This is a genomic window from Nocardioides sp. zg-DK7169, assembly GCF_013155365.1.
Taxonomy (GTDB): domain Bacteria; phylum Actinomycetota; class Actinomycetes; order Propionibacteriales; family Nocardioidaceae; genus Nocardioides.
Window position 1 is genome coordinate 26132 of sequence record NZ_JABJRA010000016.1, and the last position, 18355, is coordinate 44486.

General features: G+C 74.3%; 15 protein-coding genes. 8 read left to right on the forward strand and 7 right to left on the reverse strand.

Translation table 11 applies throughout. The annotated features are described in order from the left end of the window. Positions 1 to 188: 188 nt before the first annotated feature. The 6 genes from HOQ23_RS19445 to HOQ23_RS19470 all read right to left on the reverse strand — a co-directional run bounded on the left by HOQ23_RS19445 (position 189) and on the right by HOQ23_RS19470 (position 8125). Positions 189 to 488 carry a hypothetical protein gene (locus HOQ23_RS19445; RefSeq protein WP_172217081.1) on the reverse strand — a complete coding sequence of 100 codons (300 nt, stop codon included), beginning with the start codon at positions 486 to 488 and terminating at the stop codon, positions 189 to 191. Positions 489 to 680: 192 nt separating this feature from the next. Then, positions 681 to 1433 (reverse strand): hypothetical protein, encoded by a 753-nt coding sequence (locus HOQ23_RS19450; protein WP_172217083.1) that lies wholly within the window; start codon positions 1431 to 1433, stop codon positions 681 to 683. A 369-nt stretch (positions 1434 to 1802) separates the two neighbouring features. Then, positions 1803 to 4832: an amidase family protein gene (locus HOQ23_RS19455; RefSeq protein WP_172217085.1), complete on the reverse strand. Its 3030-nt coding sequence runs from the start codon at positions 4830 to 4832 to the stop codon at positions 1803 to 1805. 247 nt (positions 4833 to 5079) lie between these two features. Beyond that, positions 5080 to 6822, reverse strand: coding sequence for a glycosyltransferase family 61 protein (locus HOQ23_RS19460; protein WP_172217087.1), 1743 nt, complete (start codon positions 6820 to 6822; stop codon positions 5080 to 5082). Further along, positions 6819 to 7334, reverse strand: coding sequence for a hypothetical protein (locus HOQ23_RS19465; RefSeq protein ID WP_172217089.1), 516 nt, complete (start codon positions 7332 to 7334; stop codon positions 6819 to 6821). The genes HOQ23_RS19460 and HOQ23_RS19465 overlap by 4 nt, the downstream gene beginning before the upstream one ends. Next, positions 7331 to 8125 (reverse strand): class I SAM-dependent methyltransferase, encoded by a 795-nt coding sequence (locus HOQ23_RS19470; RefSeq protein ID WP_216654463.1) that lies wholly within the window; start codon positions 8123 to 8125, stop codon positions 7331 to 7333. Before HOQ23_RS19470 ends, HOQ23_RS19465 begins: the two co-directional genes overlap by 4 nt. A gap of 89 nt (positions 8126 to 8214) precedes the next feature. Here HOQ23_RS19470 and HOQ23_RS19475 point away from each other — a divergent pair, with 89 nt between their 5' ends. The 7 genes from HOQ23_RS19475 to HOQ23_RS19505 all read left to right on the forward strand — a co-directional run bounded on the left by HOQ23_RS19475 (position 8215) and on the right by HOQ23_RS19505 (position 16198). Then, positions 8215 to 11463, forward strand: a complete 3249-nt coding sequence (locus HOQ23_RS19475) for a response regulator (protein ID WP_172217091.1) — start codon at positions 8215 to 8217, stop codon at positions 11461 to 11463. Positions 11464 to 11733: 270 nt separating this feature from the next. Further along, positions 11734 to 11937, forward strand: coding sequence for a cold-shock protein (locus tag HOQ23_RS19480; RefSeq protein WP_056863399.1), 204 nt, complete (start codon positions 11734 to 11736; stop codon positions 11935 to 11937). Between the two features lie 214 nt (positions 11938 to 12151). Further along, complete coding sequence (locus tag HOQ23_RS19485) at positions 12152 to 12301, forward strand: hypothetical protein (protein WP_172217093.1); 150 nt, start codon at positions 12152 to 12154, stop codon at positions 12299 to 12301. A gap of 122 nt (positions 12302 to 12423) precedes the next feature. Then, positions 12424 to 12762: a metal-sensitive transcriptional regulator gene (locus HOQ23_RS19490; RefSeq protein WP_253945718.1), complete on the forward strand. Its 339-nt coding sequence runs from the start codon at positions 12424 to 12426 to the stop codon at positions 12760 to 12762. 34 nt (positions 12763 to 12796) lie between these two features. Beyond that, a complete protein-coding gene (locus HOQ23_RS19495) occupies positions 12797 to 13003 on the forward strand; it encodes a heavy-metal-associated domain-containing protein (protein ID WP_172217095.1) in 207 nt (68 codons plus the stop codon). Continuing rightward, on the forward strand, positions 13000 to 13965 hold the full coding sequence (locus HOQ23_RS19500) for a hypothetical protein (RefSeq protein WP_172217097.1): 966 nt from the start codon (positions 13000 to 13002) through the stop codon (positions 13963 to 13965). Before HOQ23_RS19495 ends, HOQ23_RS19500 begins: the two co-directional genes overlap by 4 nt. Then, positions 13910 to 16198, forward strand: a complete 2289-nt coding sequence (locus tag HOQ23_RS19505) for a cation-translocating P-type ATPase (protein ID WP_172217099.1) — start codon at positions 13910 to 13912, stop codon at positions 16196 to 16198. The genes HOQ23_RS19500 and HOQ23_RS19505 overlap by 56 nt, the downstream gene beginning before the upstream one ends. Before the next feature lie 112 nt (positions 16199 to 16310). On the opposite strand, the gene HOQ23_RS19510 is transcribed toward HOQ23_RS19505, so the two are convergent. Next, a complete protein-coding gene (locus HOQ23_RS19510; RefSeq protein WP_172217101.1) occupies positions 16311 to 17378 on the reverse strand; it encodes a hypothetical protein in 1068 nt (355 codons plus the stop codon). Positions 17379 to 17428: 50 nt separating this feature from the next. Here HOQ23_RS19510 and HOQ23_RS19515 point away from each other — a divergent pair, with 50 nt between their 5' ends. Continuing rightward, positions 17429 to 18298, forward strand: a complete 870-nt coding sequence (locus tag HOQ23_RS19515; protein WP_172217103.1) for an NUDIX hydrolase — start codon at positions 17429 to 17431, stop codon at positions 18296 to 18298. Positions 18299 to 18355: the final 57 nt, after the last annotated feature.

Consider the following 18355-nt stretch of genomic DNA (forward strand, 5'->3'; position numbering starts at 1 on the left):
GCCACTCCTTCACGAAGGGACGCTTCGCGAACGCCGTCGAGGCCCGGTCGGAGGGCTTCGGTGAGGGAGCGAGGGTGGCGAGCGAGGTGTCCAGGGGGGTGGGAACAACCAAGCAGCCGGTCGGTTGCGCGGTCAATGGCCCAGATGGGCCAGAGACATCCCGCCAGCAGTGCGGTCAGGGCCCCGGGTCAACGGTCCCGGCGCGAGCTCACCATTGGCAAGGTGGCGTGGCTGGGGACCTCGCAGGCGGGGCAGCGCCACTCCAGCAGCCAGGAGCGGGGGCCGTCGGTGACCCGCAGCGGGCGGGTCGTGCGGTCCACCTCGTGGCGGACCGTCTCGGTGGTGACGTCCACGCGCAGCCGGGTGTGGCACTGCCCGCAGCTCAGCGACGCGGTCAGCAGGCCGACCGTGCCCACCTCGGCGCGCACGCCGGGCTGCTGCGGCGACGGGTGCGGTGCCGCCCGCCGGAACCAACGCGAGAACATCATGAGTACGAGCCTTTGCTCTCAGTGCTCATATCGGGTCGCATCACGAGCGCACGGGGTTCGCGCGCCTCGCGACGCCGCGGGTGCGGGCCCGCGGTGGGCACATCCTCTGTTCGTCGCCGTCGTCCGCACGGGTTGTTGCGGGTGATCGCGGGATCGAAACGAGGGCGGTCTCGGCGCTGCGAGCTGGAGCGGCTAGGGCAGGGGGCCGGCCGGGACCCCGCCCAGCGCGACCACGTCGCCCTCGGCGGAGCGCGCGTAGAGGCGGATCGGTACGGCGGCCCGCAGCGCCGCGAGCCGGGAGCGGGACCCCGCGGCGTGTGCGTCGAGGTCGGCGGCGATCGCGGTGAGCGCCTCGGCGACCGGCTCCAGGCCGGTCAGGCCCCCCGGGACGTCCGCCGGGACGTGGACCGCCAGCGCGTCCCCGAGGGCGGACGCCCCGACGAAGACGTCGTCCGCGACACCGGCCTCCCGCAGCCAGGCGACGACGTGGCGGGACAGCGCGGCGTACTCGCGAGCGGTGAGCAGGTCGCCGGACAGGACCTCGACGTCCGTCGGGAGGCGCGAGACCCGGTCGAGCAGCTCGGCGGAGGGCTCCCCGGTGACGGTGACGAAGAAGTCGTGGCCCGGCACCGCGCCGGGGACCCCGGAGGCGACCCAGACGGAGCGGAACTCGCTGGCCAGGCGGCGGGCGTGGCCGGGGAACCCGGGTGCGGACGTGGCCCGCCCGGCCGGCTGCGACACCCCAGCGCCGTGCACGAGCACCGAGCGCAGGGCGAGGCCCTTCGGCTCGTCGGCCACCGACACGGCGTCGGAGGTGCGGGGCTGGGAGGAGCCGGAGCGCTCCGGGTCGCCCTCCCGGGCGACGGGCGTGGCGACCGGCTCGCTGCACCCGCTGAACGCGAGGGATGCGACGAGGCAGAGGACGGCGGTCCCGGTGCGCAGCATGGTGCGCCTGATTCAAGCGAAGGATCCCGGTCCCCGCCATGCCGTCTGGTCCAGCGGGTCTCGACGGGCTCGACCAACGGGGGATTCGACCGATGGGCGGGCGGGTTCGTCATCCGCCACATGGCCGATGACACCGGTCCGGGTGAGGCGTCCGACGTGGGGCGTCGCGCCCCCTCGGGCGCGCGGACCCGGAGGCTCCCCCCATGCGCCGACACACCCCCGTCTCCCAGGAGCTGTTCTCCCCGGCCTCGTCCAGCGGGTTCGCGGTGAGGGCCCCTCCACGGGACAGTCCGCCACACAGGTGTCGTCGATCGCCGGATCAACGACACAGGTGTGGCGGACTGTCGCGTTCGGGGCCCGCTCAGGACCTCAACGGCGCACGGTGACCTTCACCTTCTTGCTCGCCGCGTCGACCGAGGCGTTGCCGGAGTAGCGGACGACGACGGTGGTGGTCTTGCGCAGGGCCGGGAGGACGAGCGTCGCCTTCCCCTTGGCCTTCACCGCGGCGACGGCGACGACCTTGCCGCCGATCCGGGCGGTGACGGTGCCGGTGGCCTTCGGAGCCGTGGTGACCGCGACCGCCAGACGGGCGCGGGCGCCGGGCTTCACCGCGCCCTTGGCCTTCCGGGTGACCGCGAGCCGGGCCTTGGCCGGGGTGACCTTGAGGGTGGCGGTGGCCTCGCCGGCGGCGGCCCGCGAGGTGCCGGCGTAGCGCGCCGTGACCAGGTGGGTGCCGACCGAGAGGTTCTTCGGCAGGGCGACGGTGGCGGTGCCCTTGGCGAGGGACGCCCTCACGGTGCGGCCGTCGACCTCGAGGGCGACGGTGCCGGTGACGGCGGCCGCGCTCTCGACGGTGACCGTGGCGCGGGTGGCGCTGCCGGCCGCGACCGAGGTCTTCCGCAGCTGGACCGACACGACCGAGTCGGCCGGGCCGGTGTGCTCCAGCGCCGGGGCGTACGACGTACGCAGGCGGGCGTCGGCGACCTGCTCCGCGGCGTAGCCCATCGCCAGCACGTCGGCGTCGGACCAGGCGCGGCCCATGATCTGCAGGGAGTTGGAGTAGCCCTCGGAGTCCACGCCGATCGGCACGATCGCGGTCGGGAGGCCGACGTTGGAGGTCAGCACGCCGGAGGCCCGGTCGGAGCTGAGCGCGGCGCTGGTGGCGTCGTTGTTGCCGATCGCGCTGATGAAGCCGGGGTAGACGACGGCGTCGACGCCGAAGGAGTCCATCCACGCGGCCGCGCTGGTCTTGTAGCCGTCGCGACGCTCGAGGAAGCGCTGGGTGTTCTCCTCGTCCATGCCCGACACGTTGCGGTTGGACACGTTGTAGGGCAGGTTGCCCAGGTTGGCCCAGACCTCCGCCGGCGTGCGCAGCGGGAAGCCCGGCTCGGACTCGATGTAGCGCTCCCAGCCCTCGGCGCCGGCGTTGCCGCTGATCGACGCGGGCGGGTTGGTCGGGTTGCCCGAGACCTCGACGAGCTCCGCGCCCGCGGCCTCCAGCACGGCGCGCGCGGCGGCGAGCGCCTCGGCGCCGTTGGTGTTGTCGCCGACCAGCTGGGAGACGAACGACGCGGGGTTGTAGCCGATCCTCTTGCCGCGCAGCGCGCCGGCGTCCAGGGTGTCGCTGAAGCTCTCCGGGCGCAGCTCGTTGTCGACCCGGGTGGTGAGGACGTCCTCGGGGTTGTTGCCGGTGGTGCGGGTCGCGGTGGCGTCGAGGACGAACGCGACGTCCTCGACGCTCTGGCCCATCGCGCCGGCGTAGTCCTGGGCCCAGGTGAGCGGCATGACGCCCTCGGTGCTGGTCAGGCCGTCGGTGCCGCGGAACGTCGTGAGGCTCGCGCCGGTGCTCGGGGCATAGAGCGAGACCCCCGTCTGGGTGCCGAGCGCGATCGGCGCCAGCTCGGCGGCGACCGCGGTGGCCGAGCCGCCGCTGGAGCCGAAGGAGCTCTTGGAGGGGTAGAGCCCGTTCCAGGTCTGCATGAAGCCGCTCTCGCTCCACGACCCGGAGTTGGCGAACTCGCTGAGGTTGGTCTTGCCGAGGAACACCGCACCGGCCTCGCGCAGCTTGGCGATCTGCCAGGCGTCGGACTCGGGCTGCCAGTCCTTCAGCGACATCACGCCGCCGGTGTTGGTCTGGCCCTCCACGTCGTAGAGGTCCTTGACCGCGATCGGGACGCCGAGCAGGTCGCCGTCCTCGCCCGCCGCGCGGCGCGCGTCGGCCCGCGCGGCCTGCTCGAGGGCGTCGTCGGCCACCGAGATGAAGGACTTGAAGCCCAGCTGGGTCTGGTCGTACGCCGCGATCCGGTCCAGGTAGGCCTGGGTCAGCTCCACCGAGGTGACCTCGCCGGAGCGCAGCGCCTTGCCGAGGTCCGCGACGGTCTTGCCGGTGACGTCGTAGGCGACGCTCGTGCGCACGGTGGGCTCGTAGGGCGCTGCCGGCAGCTGGAGCGGGTCGGCGCCGACGCAGGTGGCCGGGTCGAAGGCGGCGCCGCCGAAGGTGACGCCCTCGAGCTGCCAGTTCGCGACCGTGCACAGCTCGTCGAGGGAGAGGAAGGACAGGTCCGGGGCCGAGGCGACCGCTGCGGTGCGCTCGACGATCGCGGTGGTGTCGCCGGGCGCGCCGGTGAGCAGCATCCGGGCCAGCGAGCGGGTCTCGCCGGGGGCGAGGGTCAGCTCGTGCACGAAGCCGGGGTCGTTGGACGCCGATCCGGTCGGGCGGTAGTCGTCGGTGAAGGGGTAGTTCTGCTGGTCCCCGACCCGGTCCGCGCCGTCGTCGCCGACCACGAGGCCGGTCGGGCGGTAGGAGGTGGTGCGGGAGCCGGACACGACGTCGGGGGAGGTGGCGACGGCGAAGCTGTCGCCGGCCTCGATCACGTCGTCGCCGTCCCCGGTCGCGACCACGGTGGCCGCGGTCGCGACCTCGCCGGGCACGCCGTACCCCAGCGAGCCGCCGAAGGAGACGCGCACGGTGACCGGCTCGGTGGAGGTGTTGGTGAAGCTGTCGAGGTACGACGCGGTGTCGGCGCTCGCCAGGTCGAGGCGCCGCGACACCAGCACGTCGCCCAGGCGCACCGAGCGGGTGGAGACGTAGCCCCGCTTGGTGTCGCCGACCAGCCCGAAGCCTCGCATCATCTGCCCGTTCATCCGGGCGTCCGAGCCGACGACCTCGACGAAGAGGCTGCCCAGGCCCTCGGCGCGCGAGCCGGAGATGTTGCGGATGCTGCCGGTGTCCAGGCCGGGGCGGCGGGCGTCGTTGACGGTCCACTCGGTCCCGTTGTCGGTGGTGACCGTGGAGATGGCCTGCGCGGGGACGGCGGCGAGCGCGGGGAGCAGGCCACCGACGAGGGCCGCTGCGGGTGCCGCGCGGAGGACGCGGCGTACGGCCGGAGTGTTCGACATGAGCTTCCTTTCCGAGAGCGCGCGGGAAGGTCCGCGGCGCCGATCAGGACGCTAGGAACGTTGTGTGTGACCTGCGGTCCTGCGCGATGTCGCGCGTGTGAACACCCGGGCGCCCCGGTTACGGCGGCGTCACGCGGAGCACGCGATAGTCCGCCACACAGGTGTCGTCGATCGCCGGATCAACGACACAGGTGTGGCGGACTATCTCGTTCGGGGGCGGGAGGAACCGAGTCCCACTCCAGGCCCCTCAGGCCTCGGCCAGCACCCGCTCGAGGTCGGCGCCCTGGCCGGCGAAGTCGAAGCTGAAACCGGAACGGTCGGACTGCCGGGTCCGGCCGTGCTCGGGTGGCTCCACCTCGGGCTCCTGCCAGAAGTAGTGGATGTCGGCGCCGAGCAGCGAGGTGAACAGGTGCTCGTTGCGGGCGACGTAGCCGTTGTGGCTGATCACCACCGTGGACCCCAGGTGCTGGCAGTGCATGAGGTTGAACATCGCCGACCCGCCGAACCCCGCGACCACCCGCGCGCCCGCGAACAGCGCCACCTGCTCCTGCATCGGCAGGTCCTCGGGGTAGAAGACGTGGAAGCCGCGGTCGGCGAAGAACCGCTCCAGCTCGGCCTGGTTGCGGCAGGGACGGCGGTTGGCCAGGCCCGGTCCGCGGGAGACGAAGATGCGCTCGTGGGTCCCGGGGGAGGCGTCACCGAGCAGGCCGGCGGTCAGGCGGTGCCAGGTGTCGACGATGTCGGGGTGCGCGTGGTGCGGGTCCTGGTTGTGCCACATCGGGGAGGCGCCGACGACGGTGCGCAGGCGCACCGGCTGCTCGGCGATCACGATGTCGTCCGGCGCGACGCCGTACGCCGTCAGCAGCATCCGTTCCAGCCGACCGGCGTCGGGCTTCGGTCGCACGTGGACCAGGGCCTTGAGGTCGGGGATCTGCCGCTTCGCCTCGTCCCAGCCCCAGAACCGGCACACGACCTCGGTGGTGAGGTGGCCGAAGTGGCCGTCGAAGACGCAGTCGACGTAGTAGTGCTCGCCCTCGAGGGCGACCGCGTGGGTGCGGCGCGGCACCCGCAGGAAGCCCGGGGAGACCGAGTGCAGGTGGGGGTGGGTGAGCGGGCGGTGGTGGGACCAGCGGAACGACTCCGGCAGCACCGTGGTGCCGCTGAACAGCCGCATCCCGCCCAGGCTGAGCAGCCCGCCGTCGTAGCGGCGCAGGTCGACGTGGGGGTAGGGGAGGGCGTCGGGCCAGGGCTCGGCCCGGCTCGGTCCGTACGACGACTCGCGCATGCGGACGTCGAGCACGCCGCCGGGCCGGGTGGCCAGGACCGTGGCGGTGGTGTCCGGCTCGCGCGCGGTGATGAGCGAGAGCGGCACCCCCTCGCCGACGGCGTAGGCGTGCTTGCCGCGCTTGAGGATCACGACCACGTCGCCGAGGTCGTGCAGCTCGCGCGCCGCGCGGGCCACGTCGAGGGTGCCCGCCTCCTCGTCGAGCGGGGTGGTGTCGTCCATGGCCTCGCGGACCGCGCGCAGCATCCGCTCCAGGCGCGCCTCCCGGCCGTGCTCGGCGCGGTCGTCGGAGACGTCGACCAGGAAGGCGCCGTGCGGGCGGACGTGGGCGAAGATCTGGCGCACCAGCTGGCGGTGGCTGCCGAAGATCCGCACGACGCTGGACGGGGCGAGCACGACGACCATGACGTCGTCGGAGCCGCCCGCGACCAGCGCGGTGCGGAGGTCCTCCTCGGTGGTGTCCGGTTCGGCCTCGAGCACCCGGACGCCGGTGCGGTCCGACGGGGCGAGGCGGACCCGCCACTGCTCGGCGCGCTCGCGGCGCTGGGCGTCGGTGACCACGACCGTGCCCCGGCGCTCGCCGGCCGGCAGCAGGTGGGCGATCGGGTCGATCAGCGGGTCCCCGTCGAGGGCCTCGGCGCCGGGGCCGTCAACAGGGTCGGCGGCGCCGGGTTGTCCGTCCTCCGGACGCGAGCTGCCGCTCATCGAGCACCACCGGTTGATCGTTCCCGCAGGCCCTGGACGGTCCGCACGCCCTTGCGGGCCACGTCGCGCGCCCGGCGCAGGCCGGTGCGCACCGGCGGCGGCAGGGTCGCCACGACCTCGTGCAGCCGGGTCTGGGCGTCGCGCGGTCGCGGTGCGGGGTGGACGGTCGCCGGCGCAGGGCCCGGCAGCAGGGCGACCGGCTGGGTGCCGACCGCGAGCAGCCGGGCACGCACCCGCTGGAAGCGGTCCTGCTCGCCGCCGCGCACCGAGATCTGCCAGGCCACCGGACCGAGGCGGAGCTGCTCGACGCGGAAGTCGAGCACGGTGGCGTCGCCGTCGGCGCGGGCGGTGCCGTCGCAGCGCCGCCGGGCGTTGCCGGCGACCAGGCGCACCTGGACCGGGCCGGGCGGCAGGGCGGTGCCGGGCAGGCGCACGGAGACGTCGATGCCGTCGTCGCGGCGACGCGCCCAGCTGGTGAGCTCGTCGACCTCGAGGGCCCCGCGGGCGCTCATCGGGCCACCGCCGCGGGGGCCTGGCCCGAGAGCTGGGCGGGGGGCTGCAGGAGCCCGCTGGCCGCGCAGGCGTCGCGGACGCGTCGCCTCGCCTCGGCGGGACGGTGGCGCCGGGCGGCGCGCAGCTCTCCCCAGATCGGCAGCGCCACGAAGGTGGCCGGGTCCATCGCGCCGCTGCGGGTCAGCACCCGCTCGGGCACGTCCTGCGGGTCGGGGGTGACCAGGTCGCCCACCACGTGGTCGTACGCCGCGGCGAGGGAGGTGTCGCTCGGGTCGGGCAGCAGCACGACCACGGTGCCGGTGGGCAAGGTGTCGAGCTCGACGACCACCAGGTCGGGGCGGTGCTCGTGGAGCACGTCGATGATCTTGTAGACGTCGCCGGCCCAGGCTCCGCCGTCGGCGCTGCCGACCCGGCCGCGCCCGGCCTCGACGACGCTGCGCGGCAGCATGTCGTCGATCACGATCACGCTGGCGGGGTGGCAGTGGCGCTCGGTGTTGATCAGGTCGCGCAGCGCGAACTCGGCCAGGTGCATGCCGTCGATGAAGGCCAGGTCGACCACCTGCTCGGGGAAGTGCGCGAAGGGGTGGCGCCGGGCGAAGAACTCGTCGCTCGTGGTGCGCACCAGGTGCACGTCACAGTGCAGCTCGTGGGTGAGCACGAAGAACGGGTCCACGCCGACGCTCGGGACGCGCGACAAGGTCAGGCTGCGCCCCTTGCGCACCCCGATCTCGAAGTAGGTGCGGGGCTGCACCAGCTCGTGGAGCCGGGCGAGGAGATCATGTCGCTGCACTGGGGGGCCTCCGGTCGTTTCCTGACGTCGAGGGTCGTGCTGGCAAGACGGTAACCCCAGGGTTCCCCCATACGGCAGCATTCGGTCGCATGGGGACGTCGTTGCCGCACAGGTTCGAGAGCTGGGTGCTCCACTCGCTCCCGGACGCCGTCTGGGTCGTCGACGACGACGGGCGCACGGCGTACGCCGACGAGCGGCTCGGCGAGCTGGTGTCGCGGGCGCCCTCCTCGTTGGTCGGACACCCGGCCGCGGGGCTCGGCGACGAGGCCGGGCTCGTGGTGCTCACGGCCCTGCTGGGCGACCTCGCCGCCGGCCTGGACGTCCCCGAGGAGGTGGCCTGCACCCTGCGCGGCGCCGGGGAGCCCGGGAAGGCCGGCGAGCCCGGGGACTCGGTGCGGGTCGTGCTGCGCCCGGCACCCCTGCTCGACGAGGACGGCGTCCGCCGCGGCTGGCTGCTCACCGTCGCCCCGGCGCGCCCCGCCGGCACCTACGAGGAGGTGCGCCGCCGCGAGCTGCGCCTGCTCGAGGCGCAGCGGGTCGCCGAGGTCGGCAGCTGGGAGTGGGAGGTGGCCACCGGCGAGGTGGTCTGGTCCGACCAGCTGTTCCGGCTGATGGGCCTGGAGCCCTCCGCCCTCACGCCCGGCGTCGAGGTGTTCCTGGACCTGCTCGACCCCGAGGACCGCGCCCGCGTCTCCGACGTCCTGTACGCCGCCGCGGAGGGCCGGGTCGCCCCGCAGTTCGACGCCCGCCTGCCGCAGCCGGGCCGCCCGCCGCGGTGGCTGCGGGTGCGCAGCATGGTCCTGGAGGAGCGCCACGGCGCGCCGGTGCGCCTGGGTGGCACGATCCAGGACGTCACCGAGTCCAAGGAGCACGAGAACGGCGCGGCCTTCCTCAGCGTCCTCGCGCCGCTGGCGAACACCTCGCGCACCCTGCTGGAGGCGCTGCTGGCCGCCAACGACCTGGTGCGCCCGGTCGCGCAGTGGCCGGCGGTCCTGGTGGGGGTGCCGGACACCCCCGAGGGCGCCGCCGGCCCGGAGGACCTCACCTGGGTCGATGTGACCTGGGTCCCGCAGACCGAGGAGCGCGCCCGGGTCGCCCGCGAGCTGGCCGAGCGGGTCGCCCGCGAGCGCCGGGTCCTCTCCACCGTCGCCGGCACCCGGCTGCTCGCCGGCCCGGTCGAGGTCCGCGGGCGGCTGGCGTGCGTGCTCGTGGTCGACATGCGCGCCGCGGCCGAGCCCCGGCCCTACGACGCCGCGATCTTCGAGGAGATCCTGCTGGCCTTCACCGCCGTCGCCGAGCGCGAGCTGAGCGCCCGCGAGCTCGCCGCCGCCCGCGACGAGGCGCTCGGCGCCTCCCGGGCGAAGTCGGAGTTCCTGGCCACGATGAGCCACGAGATCCGCACCCCGCTCAACGGCGTCATCGGGCTGAGCGAGCTGCTCGGGCGCACCGAGCTGACCACCCACCAGCGCCGCCTGGCCCAGGGCATCGACCAGGCCGGGCGCACCCTGCTGTCGCTGGTCAACGACATCCTCGACCTGTCCAAGATCGAGGCCGGCCGCCTCGACCTCGAGGAGCTCGACTTCGACCCGCGCGCGGTCCTCGAGCAGAGCGCCGCCCTGGTGGCCGAGCGCGCCGCCGAGAAGGGCCTGGAGCTGCTGGTCTCCAGCGCCGCGGAGACCCCCGGGCTGGTCCGCGGCGACCAGGTCCGCTTCGGCCAGGTGGTGACCAACCTCGTCTCCAACGCCGTGAAGTTCACCGCCGCGGGGGAGGTCGTGGTGCGCGCCACCGGGACCGCCGGCAGCGCCACCAGCGGCCCGTGCGTCCGCGTCGAGGTCCGCGACACCGGCATCGGGATCACCCCGGAGGTGCGCGAGCGGCTCTTCGAGGCCTTCTCCCAGGCCGACAGCTCCACCACCCGTGAGTACGGCGGCACCGGCCTCGGCCTGGCGATCTCGGAGCGGATCGTCACGGCGATGGGTGGGGAGATCGGCGTCGAGAGCGAGCCGGGGGTGGGCAGCACCTTCTGGTTCGAGGTCGGCTTCGAGCAGCCGCAGGGCCGTTCCCCGGGGCGCGACACCGCCCGCGAGCGCGCCGTCGCCGGCCTGCGGGTGCTCGTCGTCGACGACAACGAGACCAACCGGTTCATCCTCACCGAGCAGCTCCAGACCTGGCAGGCCGGCGTGCGCGCCGTCGACTCGGCGTACGCCGGGCTGGTCGAGCTCGACGCGGCCGCCGGGCGCGGCGCGCCGTACGACCTGGTGCTGCTGGACTACATGATGCCGGGGGCCGACGGGGAGCAGGTGGCCCGGATGGTGCGCCAGGAGGCGCGCCACGAGCGCGTCCGGCTGGTGCTGCTCTCCTCGGGCACCGAGCGCGAGGAGGCCTGGCTGCGGGCGGCCGGCATCGACGCCTACCTGAGCAAGCCGGTGCTGCCGACCCGGCTGCTCGACGTGCTGGCCCGCCTGGGCGGGCGCCTCGAGCAGGGCGCGGGGGCCGGCGACCGCCCCGCCGCGGGCTCCTCGCCCGCACCCGTCGCCGCCGGCGCCCGGGGCCGGGTGCTCGTGGTCGAGGACAACGAGGTCAACCAGCTCGTCGCCGAGGGGCTGCTGGGGCGGCTGGGCTACGAGGTCCGCATCGTCGAGCACGGCGCCGCCGCGGTGGCCGCGGTCGCCGCCGACCCCGGGCTGTACGACGCGGTGCTGATGGACTGCCAGATGCCGGTGATGGACGGCTACGACGCCACCCGCGCCATCCGCGCGATGCCCGGGCGGGCCGGCCGGCTGCCGATCGTGGCGATGACGGCCGCGGCCGTCGCGGAGGAGCGCGACAGGTGCCTGGCCGCGGGGATGGACGACTTCCTGGCCAAGCCGGTGGACGTCGGGGCGCTCGAGGCGACCCTGGAGCGGTGGGTGGCGGCGCGCCCGGAGACTGCCGAGGCGGGCCCCGCCGCAGCCGAGATCGCGCCGGCCGCGCCACCTGCCTCCACCGGCGTCGCCGAGCGGCTCGGGTCGCTGCTGGACAGCGGCATCCCTGCGGAGCTCGTCACCCGGATGGCCGACCGGTTCCACCAGGTCGCCGAGCGGGCGCTCGTCGGCGCCCGGGAGGCCGTCGACGCCGGCGACGCCACGGCGGTGGCCGCCGCGGTACATGCCCTGCGGGGCTCCTCGGGCAACCTCGGTCTCGGGGACGTCGCGGAGCGCTGCTCGGGGCTGGAGGCCGCTGCCCGCGAGGGGAGGCTGCCCGAGTCGGGCGACCTGGTCGCGCTCGCGCAGGCCGTCGCGGTCGGGGTCGAGGAGCTCGCCGCGGTCGTCGCCCGCCTGCTCCCGAGCCGTCCCTAGCCCCCGCGTGGGCGGGCCGTCACGACCGCGTCACGCGATGTTCACGATCGGATCAAACTCCTCGCCCCTGGGAGGTTTGCATTCGCGCTTCTCTTGGTAGTGTTCTGACTGCAACAGGTGCAAGTTCCAGCAGGTCTGACGCCCGCGGAGTTTGTGATCCAACGGCGTTTCTTCTTAGTGGTCCACCACGGGTCGGAGCGACGTGTCACCGCATCTGGTGTGGAGTCGTCGAAGTGACGGCTTCTCGTTCTGACAAGGAGTACCAGCACCATGGCTCAAGGCACCGTGAAGTGGTTCAACGCTGAGAAGGGCTTCGGCTTCATCGCGCAGGAGGACGGCGGCGACGACGTCTTCGTGCACTACTCGGCCATCCAGACCCAGGGCTACAAGTCCCTCGACGAGAACCAGAAGGTCGAGTTCGACGTCACCCAGGGCCCGAAGGGCCCCCAGGCGGAGAACGTCCGCCCGGTCTGACTCTGGTCAGCACCTGTCTCGACAGGTCTTTGCGCACGAGGCTCCACCCTCTTGGGTGGGGCCTCGTGTCCGTTGTGGGCGCACCCTGACAAGAATGGGTGAGAACGCAACACAATCGGTGTCGCCGGTTTGGTGGCGCCGCGGATCGGGGAAGGAGCAGCGGATGGAGTACCGCCCGCTCGATGATCCCGACCATGCCGAAGGAGGTGGACTCGTGCGCGATCAGTTCGACGTCACGCTCGAGGACTCCGACCTGCTCGGCGAGGTCGAGCTCACGACCAACCTGATCATCGCCGCGAGCGAGTCCGAGGACCACCTCAGCGACGCCCAGATCGACACCATCCTCGGGATCCGCAACGACTGAGCCGCTCCTCGCGGCCGCAGGCCCCCTCGCTCCTGTGGAGCGACGGGGCCTGCACCCATTTCGGCCCGCTGGGCCGCCTGCGCGCCCTTGAAGCCCCTACCCCGTAGGGGTATGTTGAGGCCATGGACCAGGTCATGGATCACGGCGCGGGACTGCCTGCCGAGCAGGGCGGAGCCCACCAGCACGGCTACATCCAGAACAAGGACGACCACCTCAAGCGGCTGCGCCGCATCGAGGGCCAGGCCCGCGGCCTCCAGCGGATGGTCGAGGAGGAGCAGTACTGCATCGACATCCTCACCCAGGTCGCCGCGATGACGAAGGCGCTCCAGGCGGTCTCCGTGAGCCTGCTGGAGGAGCACCTGAACCACTGCGTCGTCGACGCGGCCCGCCAGGGCGACGACGAGGCGCGCGAGAAGGTCACCGAGGCGGTCGCCGCGATCCGGCGCCTGGTCCGGTCCTGAGATCCCCACACCCAGCCTGAGCGAGGAGCACCCGATGAGCGAGACCACCACCTGGACCGTGAGCGGCATGACCTGCGGTCACTGCGAGGCCTCCGTGCGCGAGGAGATCTCCGAGATCCCCGGCGTCACCTCCGTCGAGGCCCACCACGAGACCGGCGCGGTCGTCGTCACCAGCGACGCGCCCCTCGACCCTGCCGCGGTGGCCGCGGCGGTCGAGGAAGCCGGCTACGCGCTCACATGAGCACCCCGGTCCGCATCGGCGCGTTCGTCGCCGCGCTCGCGGCGGTGTTCGCGCTGGCGCTGGGCGTCGGTACGGCGGTCGGGCCGTGGGAGACCGAGGAGCCCGACGGGCACGGCCATGCGGTGGACGCCGCCGGCCACGACGACCACGAAGCCAAGGACGACCGGGCCGGCTCGTCGCAGGCCGGCGCCGAGGCCGAGGTCGCCGGGCTCGCGGTGAGCGCCGGCGGCCACACCCTGGAGCTCGTCGACCCGGTCACCCGGTCCGGTCGCCAGCGGCTCGCCTTCACGGTGAGCGACGCCGACGGCGAGCCGGTGACGGCGTACGACGAGGCGCACGAGCGCGACCTGCACCTGATCGTGGTGCGGCGCGACCTGACCGGCTTCCAGCACGTCCACCCCCGGCTGCGCGCCGACGGCACCTGGACGGTGCCGGTGGACCTGAGCGCCGGCGCCTGGCGGGTGCTCGCCGACTTCACCCCGGCCGGGGGCGACCCGCTGGTGCTCGGCGCGGACCTGCTGGTCGGCGGCGCCGACGAGCCCGAGCGGCTCGGCCCGGACGCGCGCACCGCCGAGGTCGACGGCTACGAGGTGACCCTGCACGGGACGCCCGAGGTCGGGGCCGAGACCCCGCTCGAGCTCACCGTGTCCCGCGACGGCGAGCCGGTGCGCGACCTGCAGCCCTACCTCGGCGCGCACGGGCACCTGGTGGTGCTGCGCGACGGCGACCTGGGCTACCTGCACGCGCACCCTGCCAAGGACGGCGCCGGCGCCGCCGGGCCGGACATCACCTTCCACACGACCTTCCCGAGCGCGGGCCGCTACCGCCTCTTCCTGGACTTCAAGCACGCCGACGTCGTACGCACCGCGGTCCTCACCGTGACCGTCGGCGAGGAGGGAGGACCCGATGGGTCCCAGCAGCCCCACGACGGGCCGGATCACCAGTCCGACCACGGCCACTGAGCCGGGAGCCGCGCCCACGGACACCGAGCTGGCGATCACCGGCATGACCTGCGCCTCGTGCGCGAACCGGATCGAGCGCAAGCTCAACAAGCTCGACGGGGTCACCGCGACGGTCAACTACGCCACCGAGAAGGCCAAGGTCACGCACCCTGCCTCGGTCGGCACCGACGTGCTGCTCTCGACCGTCGAGGCCGCCGGCTACTCCGCGACCGTGCCGCAGGTCGAGCCCGCCGCCGAGGAGGGCGCGGGCGAGGACCCGGCCGACCGCGAGCTGGCCGCGCTGCGCCAGCGCCTCGTGGTCTCGGCGCTGCTGACGGTGCCGGTCGTCGCGATGGCGATGGTGCCGGCCTGGCAGTTCGACGGCTGGCAGTGGGTCTCGCTGACCCTCGCCGCGCCGGTCGCGGTGTGGGGCGCGTGGCCCTTCCACCGCGCGGCCTGGACCAACCTGCGCCACGGCGCCACCACGATGGACACCCTGGTCTCGGTCGGCGTGATCGCCGCCTTCGGCTGGTCGGTGGTCGCGCTGCTGTGGGGGAGTGCCGGCGAGATCGGCATGACCCACCCGTTCCGGATCACCGTCGAGCGCACCGACGGGATGGGCAACATCTACCTCGAGGCCGCCACCGGGGTGACCACCTTCCTGCTCGCCGGGCGCTGGTTCGAGAAGCGGTCCAAGCGCCGCGCGGGCGCCGCGCTGCGGGCCCTGCTCGACCTCGGCGCCAAGGACGTCGCGGTGCTCCGCGGAGCCCCGGGCGCGGAGACCGAGGTGCGGGTGCCGGCCGCGGAGCTGAGCGTCGGCACCCGGTTCGTCGTACGCCCCGGCGAGAAGCTGGCGACCGACGGGGTCGTGGAGTCCGGCACCTCGGCCGTCGACGCCTCGATGCTCACCGGCGAGCCGGTGCCGGTCGAGGTCGGTCCCGGCGACGACGTCGTCGGCGGGTGCGTCAACGTCGGCGGGCGCCTGGTGGTGCGCGCCACCCGCGTCGGCGCGGACACCCAGCTGGCCCAGATGGCCCGGCTGGTCGAGGAGGCCCAGGCCGGCAAAGCCTCGGTCCAGCGGCTGGCCGACCGGGTCTCCGGGGTCTTCGTGCCGGTGGTGATCGCGCTGGCCGTCGCCACCCTGGGCTTCTGGCTCGGCACCGGCGTAGAGACCTCCGCGGCGTTCACCGCCGCCGTCTCGGTGCTGATCATCGCCTGCCCCTGCGCGCTCGGGCTGGCCACGCCGACCGCGCTGCTGGTCGGCACCGGTCGCGGCGCGCAGCTCGGCATCCTGATCCGTGGCCCCGAGGTGCTGGAGTCCACCCGCCAGGTCGACACGGTCGTGCTCGACAAGACCGGCACCGTCACCACCGGCGTCATGTCGCTGGTCGAGGTGATCGCCGACGGCGCCGGGGAGGACGAGGTACGCCGTAGCGCCGCCGCGCTGGAGGCCGGCTCCGAGCACCCGATCGCCCGCGCGGTGGTCGCCGGGGCCGAGGGGCCGCTGCCCGAGGTCGAGGGCTTCGCCAACGTGCCCGGGCTCGGGGTGAGCGGCATCGTCGAGGGCCGCGAGGTCGTCGTCGGGCGCCCGGCACTGCTCGCCGAGCGCGGGCTCGCCGTGCCCGACGCGCTGGCCGCCGCCCTGGGCGACGCGCGCGCCGCCGGCCACACCCCGGTGGTCATCGGGTGGGAGGGCCGCGCCCGCGGGGTGCTGGTCGTCTCCGACACCGTCAAGGACACCTCCGCCGAGGCGGTCGCCGACCTGCGCCGCCTGGGCCTGCACCCGATCCTGCTGACCGGCGACAACGAGCTCAGCGCCCGCACCGTGGCCGCCGCCGTCGGGATCGAGGAGGTGATCGCCGACGTGCTGCCGGCCGACAAGGCCGACGTCGTGCGCCGGCTCCAGGACGAGGGCCGGGTCGTGGCGATGGTCGGCGACGGCGTCAACGACGCCGCCGCGCTGGCCCAGGCCGACCTCGGCATCGCCATGGGCACCGGCACCGACATCGCGATCGAGGCCAGCGACCTGACCCTGGTGCGCGGCGACCTGCGGGTCGCGGCCGACGCGGTACGCCTGGCCCGGCGCACGCTGGGGACCATCCGGGGCAACCTGTTCTGGGCGTTCGGCTACAACGTCGCCGCCCTGCCCCTGGCCGCCGCAGGCCTGCTCAACCCGATGCTCGCCGGCGCCGCGATGGCGCTCTCCTCGGTGTTCGTGGTCTCCAACAGCCTGCGGCTGCGCGGCTTCCGCTAGGTGGGTGTGCTCGCCCCCTCGGGGTGATAGTCCGCCACACCACTGTCGTCGAACGGCGATTTCTCGACAGTGGTGTGGCGGACTATCCGGACCGCGCCCGGACCGCCCGTCTTCAGCAGGTGGCGAAGAGGACGGGGCCGGTGCTGAGGTCGGAGAAGACCGAGGCGCCGTCGACCGGGTCGAGGTCGAGGCGGACCAGGCCGTCGTCGGCGCTCACGTCGCCGAGCTCGAAGCGGTCGGTGAACGCGCCGCCCTGGCCGGGCGCGGGGCCGGCCGCGAGCACCGCGCGGGCGTCGGCGTTGCGGCGGGCGCGCTCGCCGTCCTCGAAGGACATCGCCACCACCAGGTCGCGCGCGGGGCGCACCGCCATCGCGTAGGCCCGCACCGGGCTGACCCCGCCGGCCTGCTCCACCAGCTGCTCGGCGCTGGCCTGGTCGATCTCGTCGGCCTGGCTCATCGCCAGCGCGGTGCAGGCGTGGCGCCCGGTGTAGACGGCCGCGGAGAGCGCGTCGCCGGCCGCGCCGACGACGTCGTCGACCTCCTCGGGGGCGCCGAGGTCGCCGGCCAGCACCGCCTCGAGGTACGCCGCGCTGTCGCTGGTGCGGACCACCCCGGCGTCGGCGTCGAGCGCGACGTACTGGAGCACCGGGCTTCCGGTCAGGCCGCTCTGCGCGGAGATCCGGGCGACCAGCTCCTCGCCGCCGCGCCACACGCCGTCGTCCTCGCCCGGGCGCTCGTAGCCGAGCCCGGCGAGCCGGTCGGCCAGGTCGTCGACGTCGGTGTCCTCGCCGAGCGCGGCGACCACCAGGACCCCGTCCTCGGCCTGCGCGAGCAGCTCCCAGTCCAGGTCCGCGGGCGACCAGCCGTAGCGCGCCCGCAGCAGCTCCGCGGACCCCTCGAGCGCGGAGGCGGAGGTCAGGTCGGCGTCGTAGCCGTCGTCGAGCATCCGGCGCAGCGTCCGCGCGTCGGTGCCCGCGTCGTCGGGGACGTCGAGCGCGCGGCGTACGCCGGCCCAGTCGGTGAAGGAGTAGCGCTCGGCCGGCGCGGCGAGGTCCAGCGCCCGGGCCAGGTCGGTGCGCCGGGAGTCGCGCCACCAGCCCACGCCGACCACGGCGGCGACCGCGAGCAGCGCCACCACCAGCACGGCGGCGACCCCGACCACGACCCGTCGCCTGCGCACGGGGTGACCCTAGCGACCCCGTCCGACCGCTGCGGGCCCACACTTGAGGCATGGTGCAGCCTCACGAGGTGTTCTCGGCCGGCGTCGTGGTCTTCCGCCCCCAGCGACAGGTGCTGCTGGTGCACCGCGCCCGCTACGACGACTGGTCCTTCCCCAAGGGCAAGCTCGACCCCGGCGAGCACCGCACCGTCGCCGCGGTCCGCGAGGTCGAGGAGGAGACCGGCCTGCGGGTGCGCCTCGGCGTACCGCTGGCCCGGCAGCGCTACGAGATCTCCGGCGGGCGCACGAAGGTCGTGGACTACTGGTGCGGCCGGGTGGTCGGGGACGACGACGTGAGCGGCTACCAGCGCAACGACGAGATCGACGACCTGGCCTGGGTCGACCTCGACGAGGCCGCCGAGCGGCTGACCTACCCCTTCGACCGCGACACCCTGCGCGAGGCCCGCGGGGCGCGGCGCCGCACCGACGCGTTCGTGGTGCTGCGCCACGCCGAGGCCCGCGCCCGCAAGTCCTGGCACGGCGACGACGCCGCGCGCCCGCTCACCTCGACCGGCGAGCAGCAGGCCCAGGCGCTGGTCCCGCTGCTCGCGGCGTACGACGTGCGCGAGGTGATCAGCTCCAGCGCGACCCGTTGCGTCGACACGGTCGCGCCGTACGCCGCGTCGCTGGGCATCAGCCCGTGGGCGGTCGACGACCTCGGCGAGGCCGACGCCACCGGGCCCGCCGTCGCGCGGGCCGTGACGGACCTCGCGACCACCATCGCGGAGCGCCGCGTGGGCGGGGTGCTGTGCACGCACCGCCCGGTGCTCCCGCTGGTCTGCGAGGCCCTCGACGTGCCCGACCCCGGCCTGGCGAAGGGCGCGATGCTCGTGGTGCACCTGCGCCAAGGGCGGGTCGTGGCCACCGAGCAGCACCCCTGAGGGCTGCGCCGGACGGTTCGACCGGCCCCGGGAGGCCCCGGGAGGCCCCGGGAGACC

Coding starts and splice junctions, on each gene's coding strand:
- HOQ23_RS19490 (WP_253945718.1), top strand. CDS start 12,424: ATGGACCAGGTCATGGATCACGGCGCGGGACTGCCTGCCGAGCAGGGC.
- HOQ23_RS19500 (WP_172217097.1), top strand. CDS start 13,000: ATGAGCACCCCGGTCCGCATCGGCGCGTTCGTCGCCGCGCTCGCGGCG.
- HOQ23_RS19460 (WP_172217087.1), bottom strand. CDS start 6,822: ATGAGCGGCAGCTCGCGTCCGGAGGACGGACAACCCGGCGCCGCCGAC.
- HOQ23_RS19445 (WP_172217081.1), bottom strand. CDS start 488: ATGATGTTCTCGCGTTGGTTCCGGCGGGCGGCACCGCACCCGTCGCCG.
- HOQ23_RS19465 (WP_172217089.1), bottom strand. CDS start 7,334: ATGAGCGCCCGCGGGGCCCTCGAGGTCGACGAGCTCACCAGCTGGGCG.
- HOQ23_RS19495 (WP_172217095.1), top strand. CDS start 12,797: ATGAGCGAGACCACCACCTGGACCGTGAGCGGCATGACCTGCGGTCAC.
- HOQ23_RS19505 (WP_172217099.1), top strand. CDS start 13,910: ATGGGTCCCAGCAGCCCCACGACGGGCCGGATCACCAGTCCGACCACG.
- HOQ23_RS19515 (WP_172217103.1), top strand. CDS start 17,429: ATGGTGCAGCCTCACGAGGTGTTCTCGGCCGGCGTCGTGGTCTTCCGC.
- HOQ23_RS19450 (WP_172217083.1), bottom strand. CDS start 1,433: ATGCTGCGCACCGGGACCGCCGTCCTCTGCCTCGTCGCATCCCTCGCG.
- HOQ23_RS19475 (WP_172217091.1), top strand. CDS start 8,215: ATGGGGACGTCGTTGCCGCACAGGTTCGAGAGCTGGGTGCTCCACTCG.
- HOQ23_RS19480 (WP_056863399.1), top strand. CDS start 11,734: ATGGCTCAAGGCACCGTGAAGTGGTTCAACGCTGAGAAGGGCTTCGGC.
- HOQ23_RS19455 (WP_172217085.1), bottom strand. CDS start 4,832: ATGTCGAACACTCCGGCCGTACGCCGCGTCCTCCGCGCGGCACCCGCA.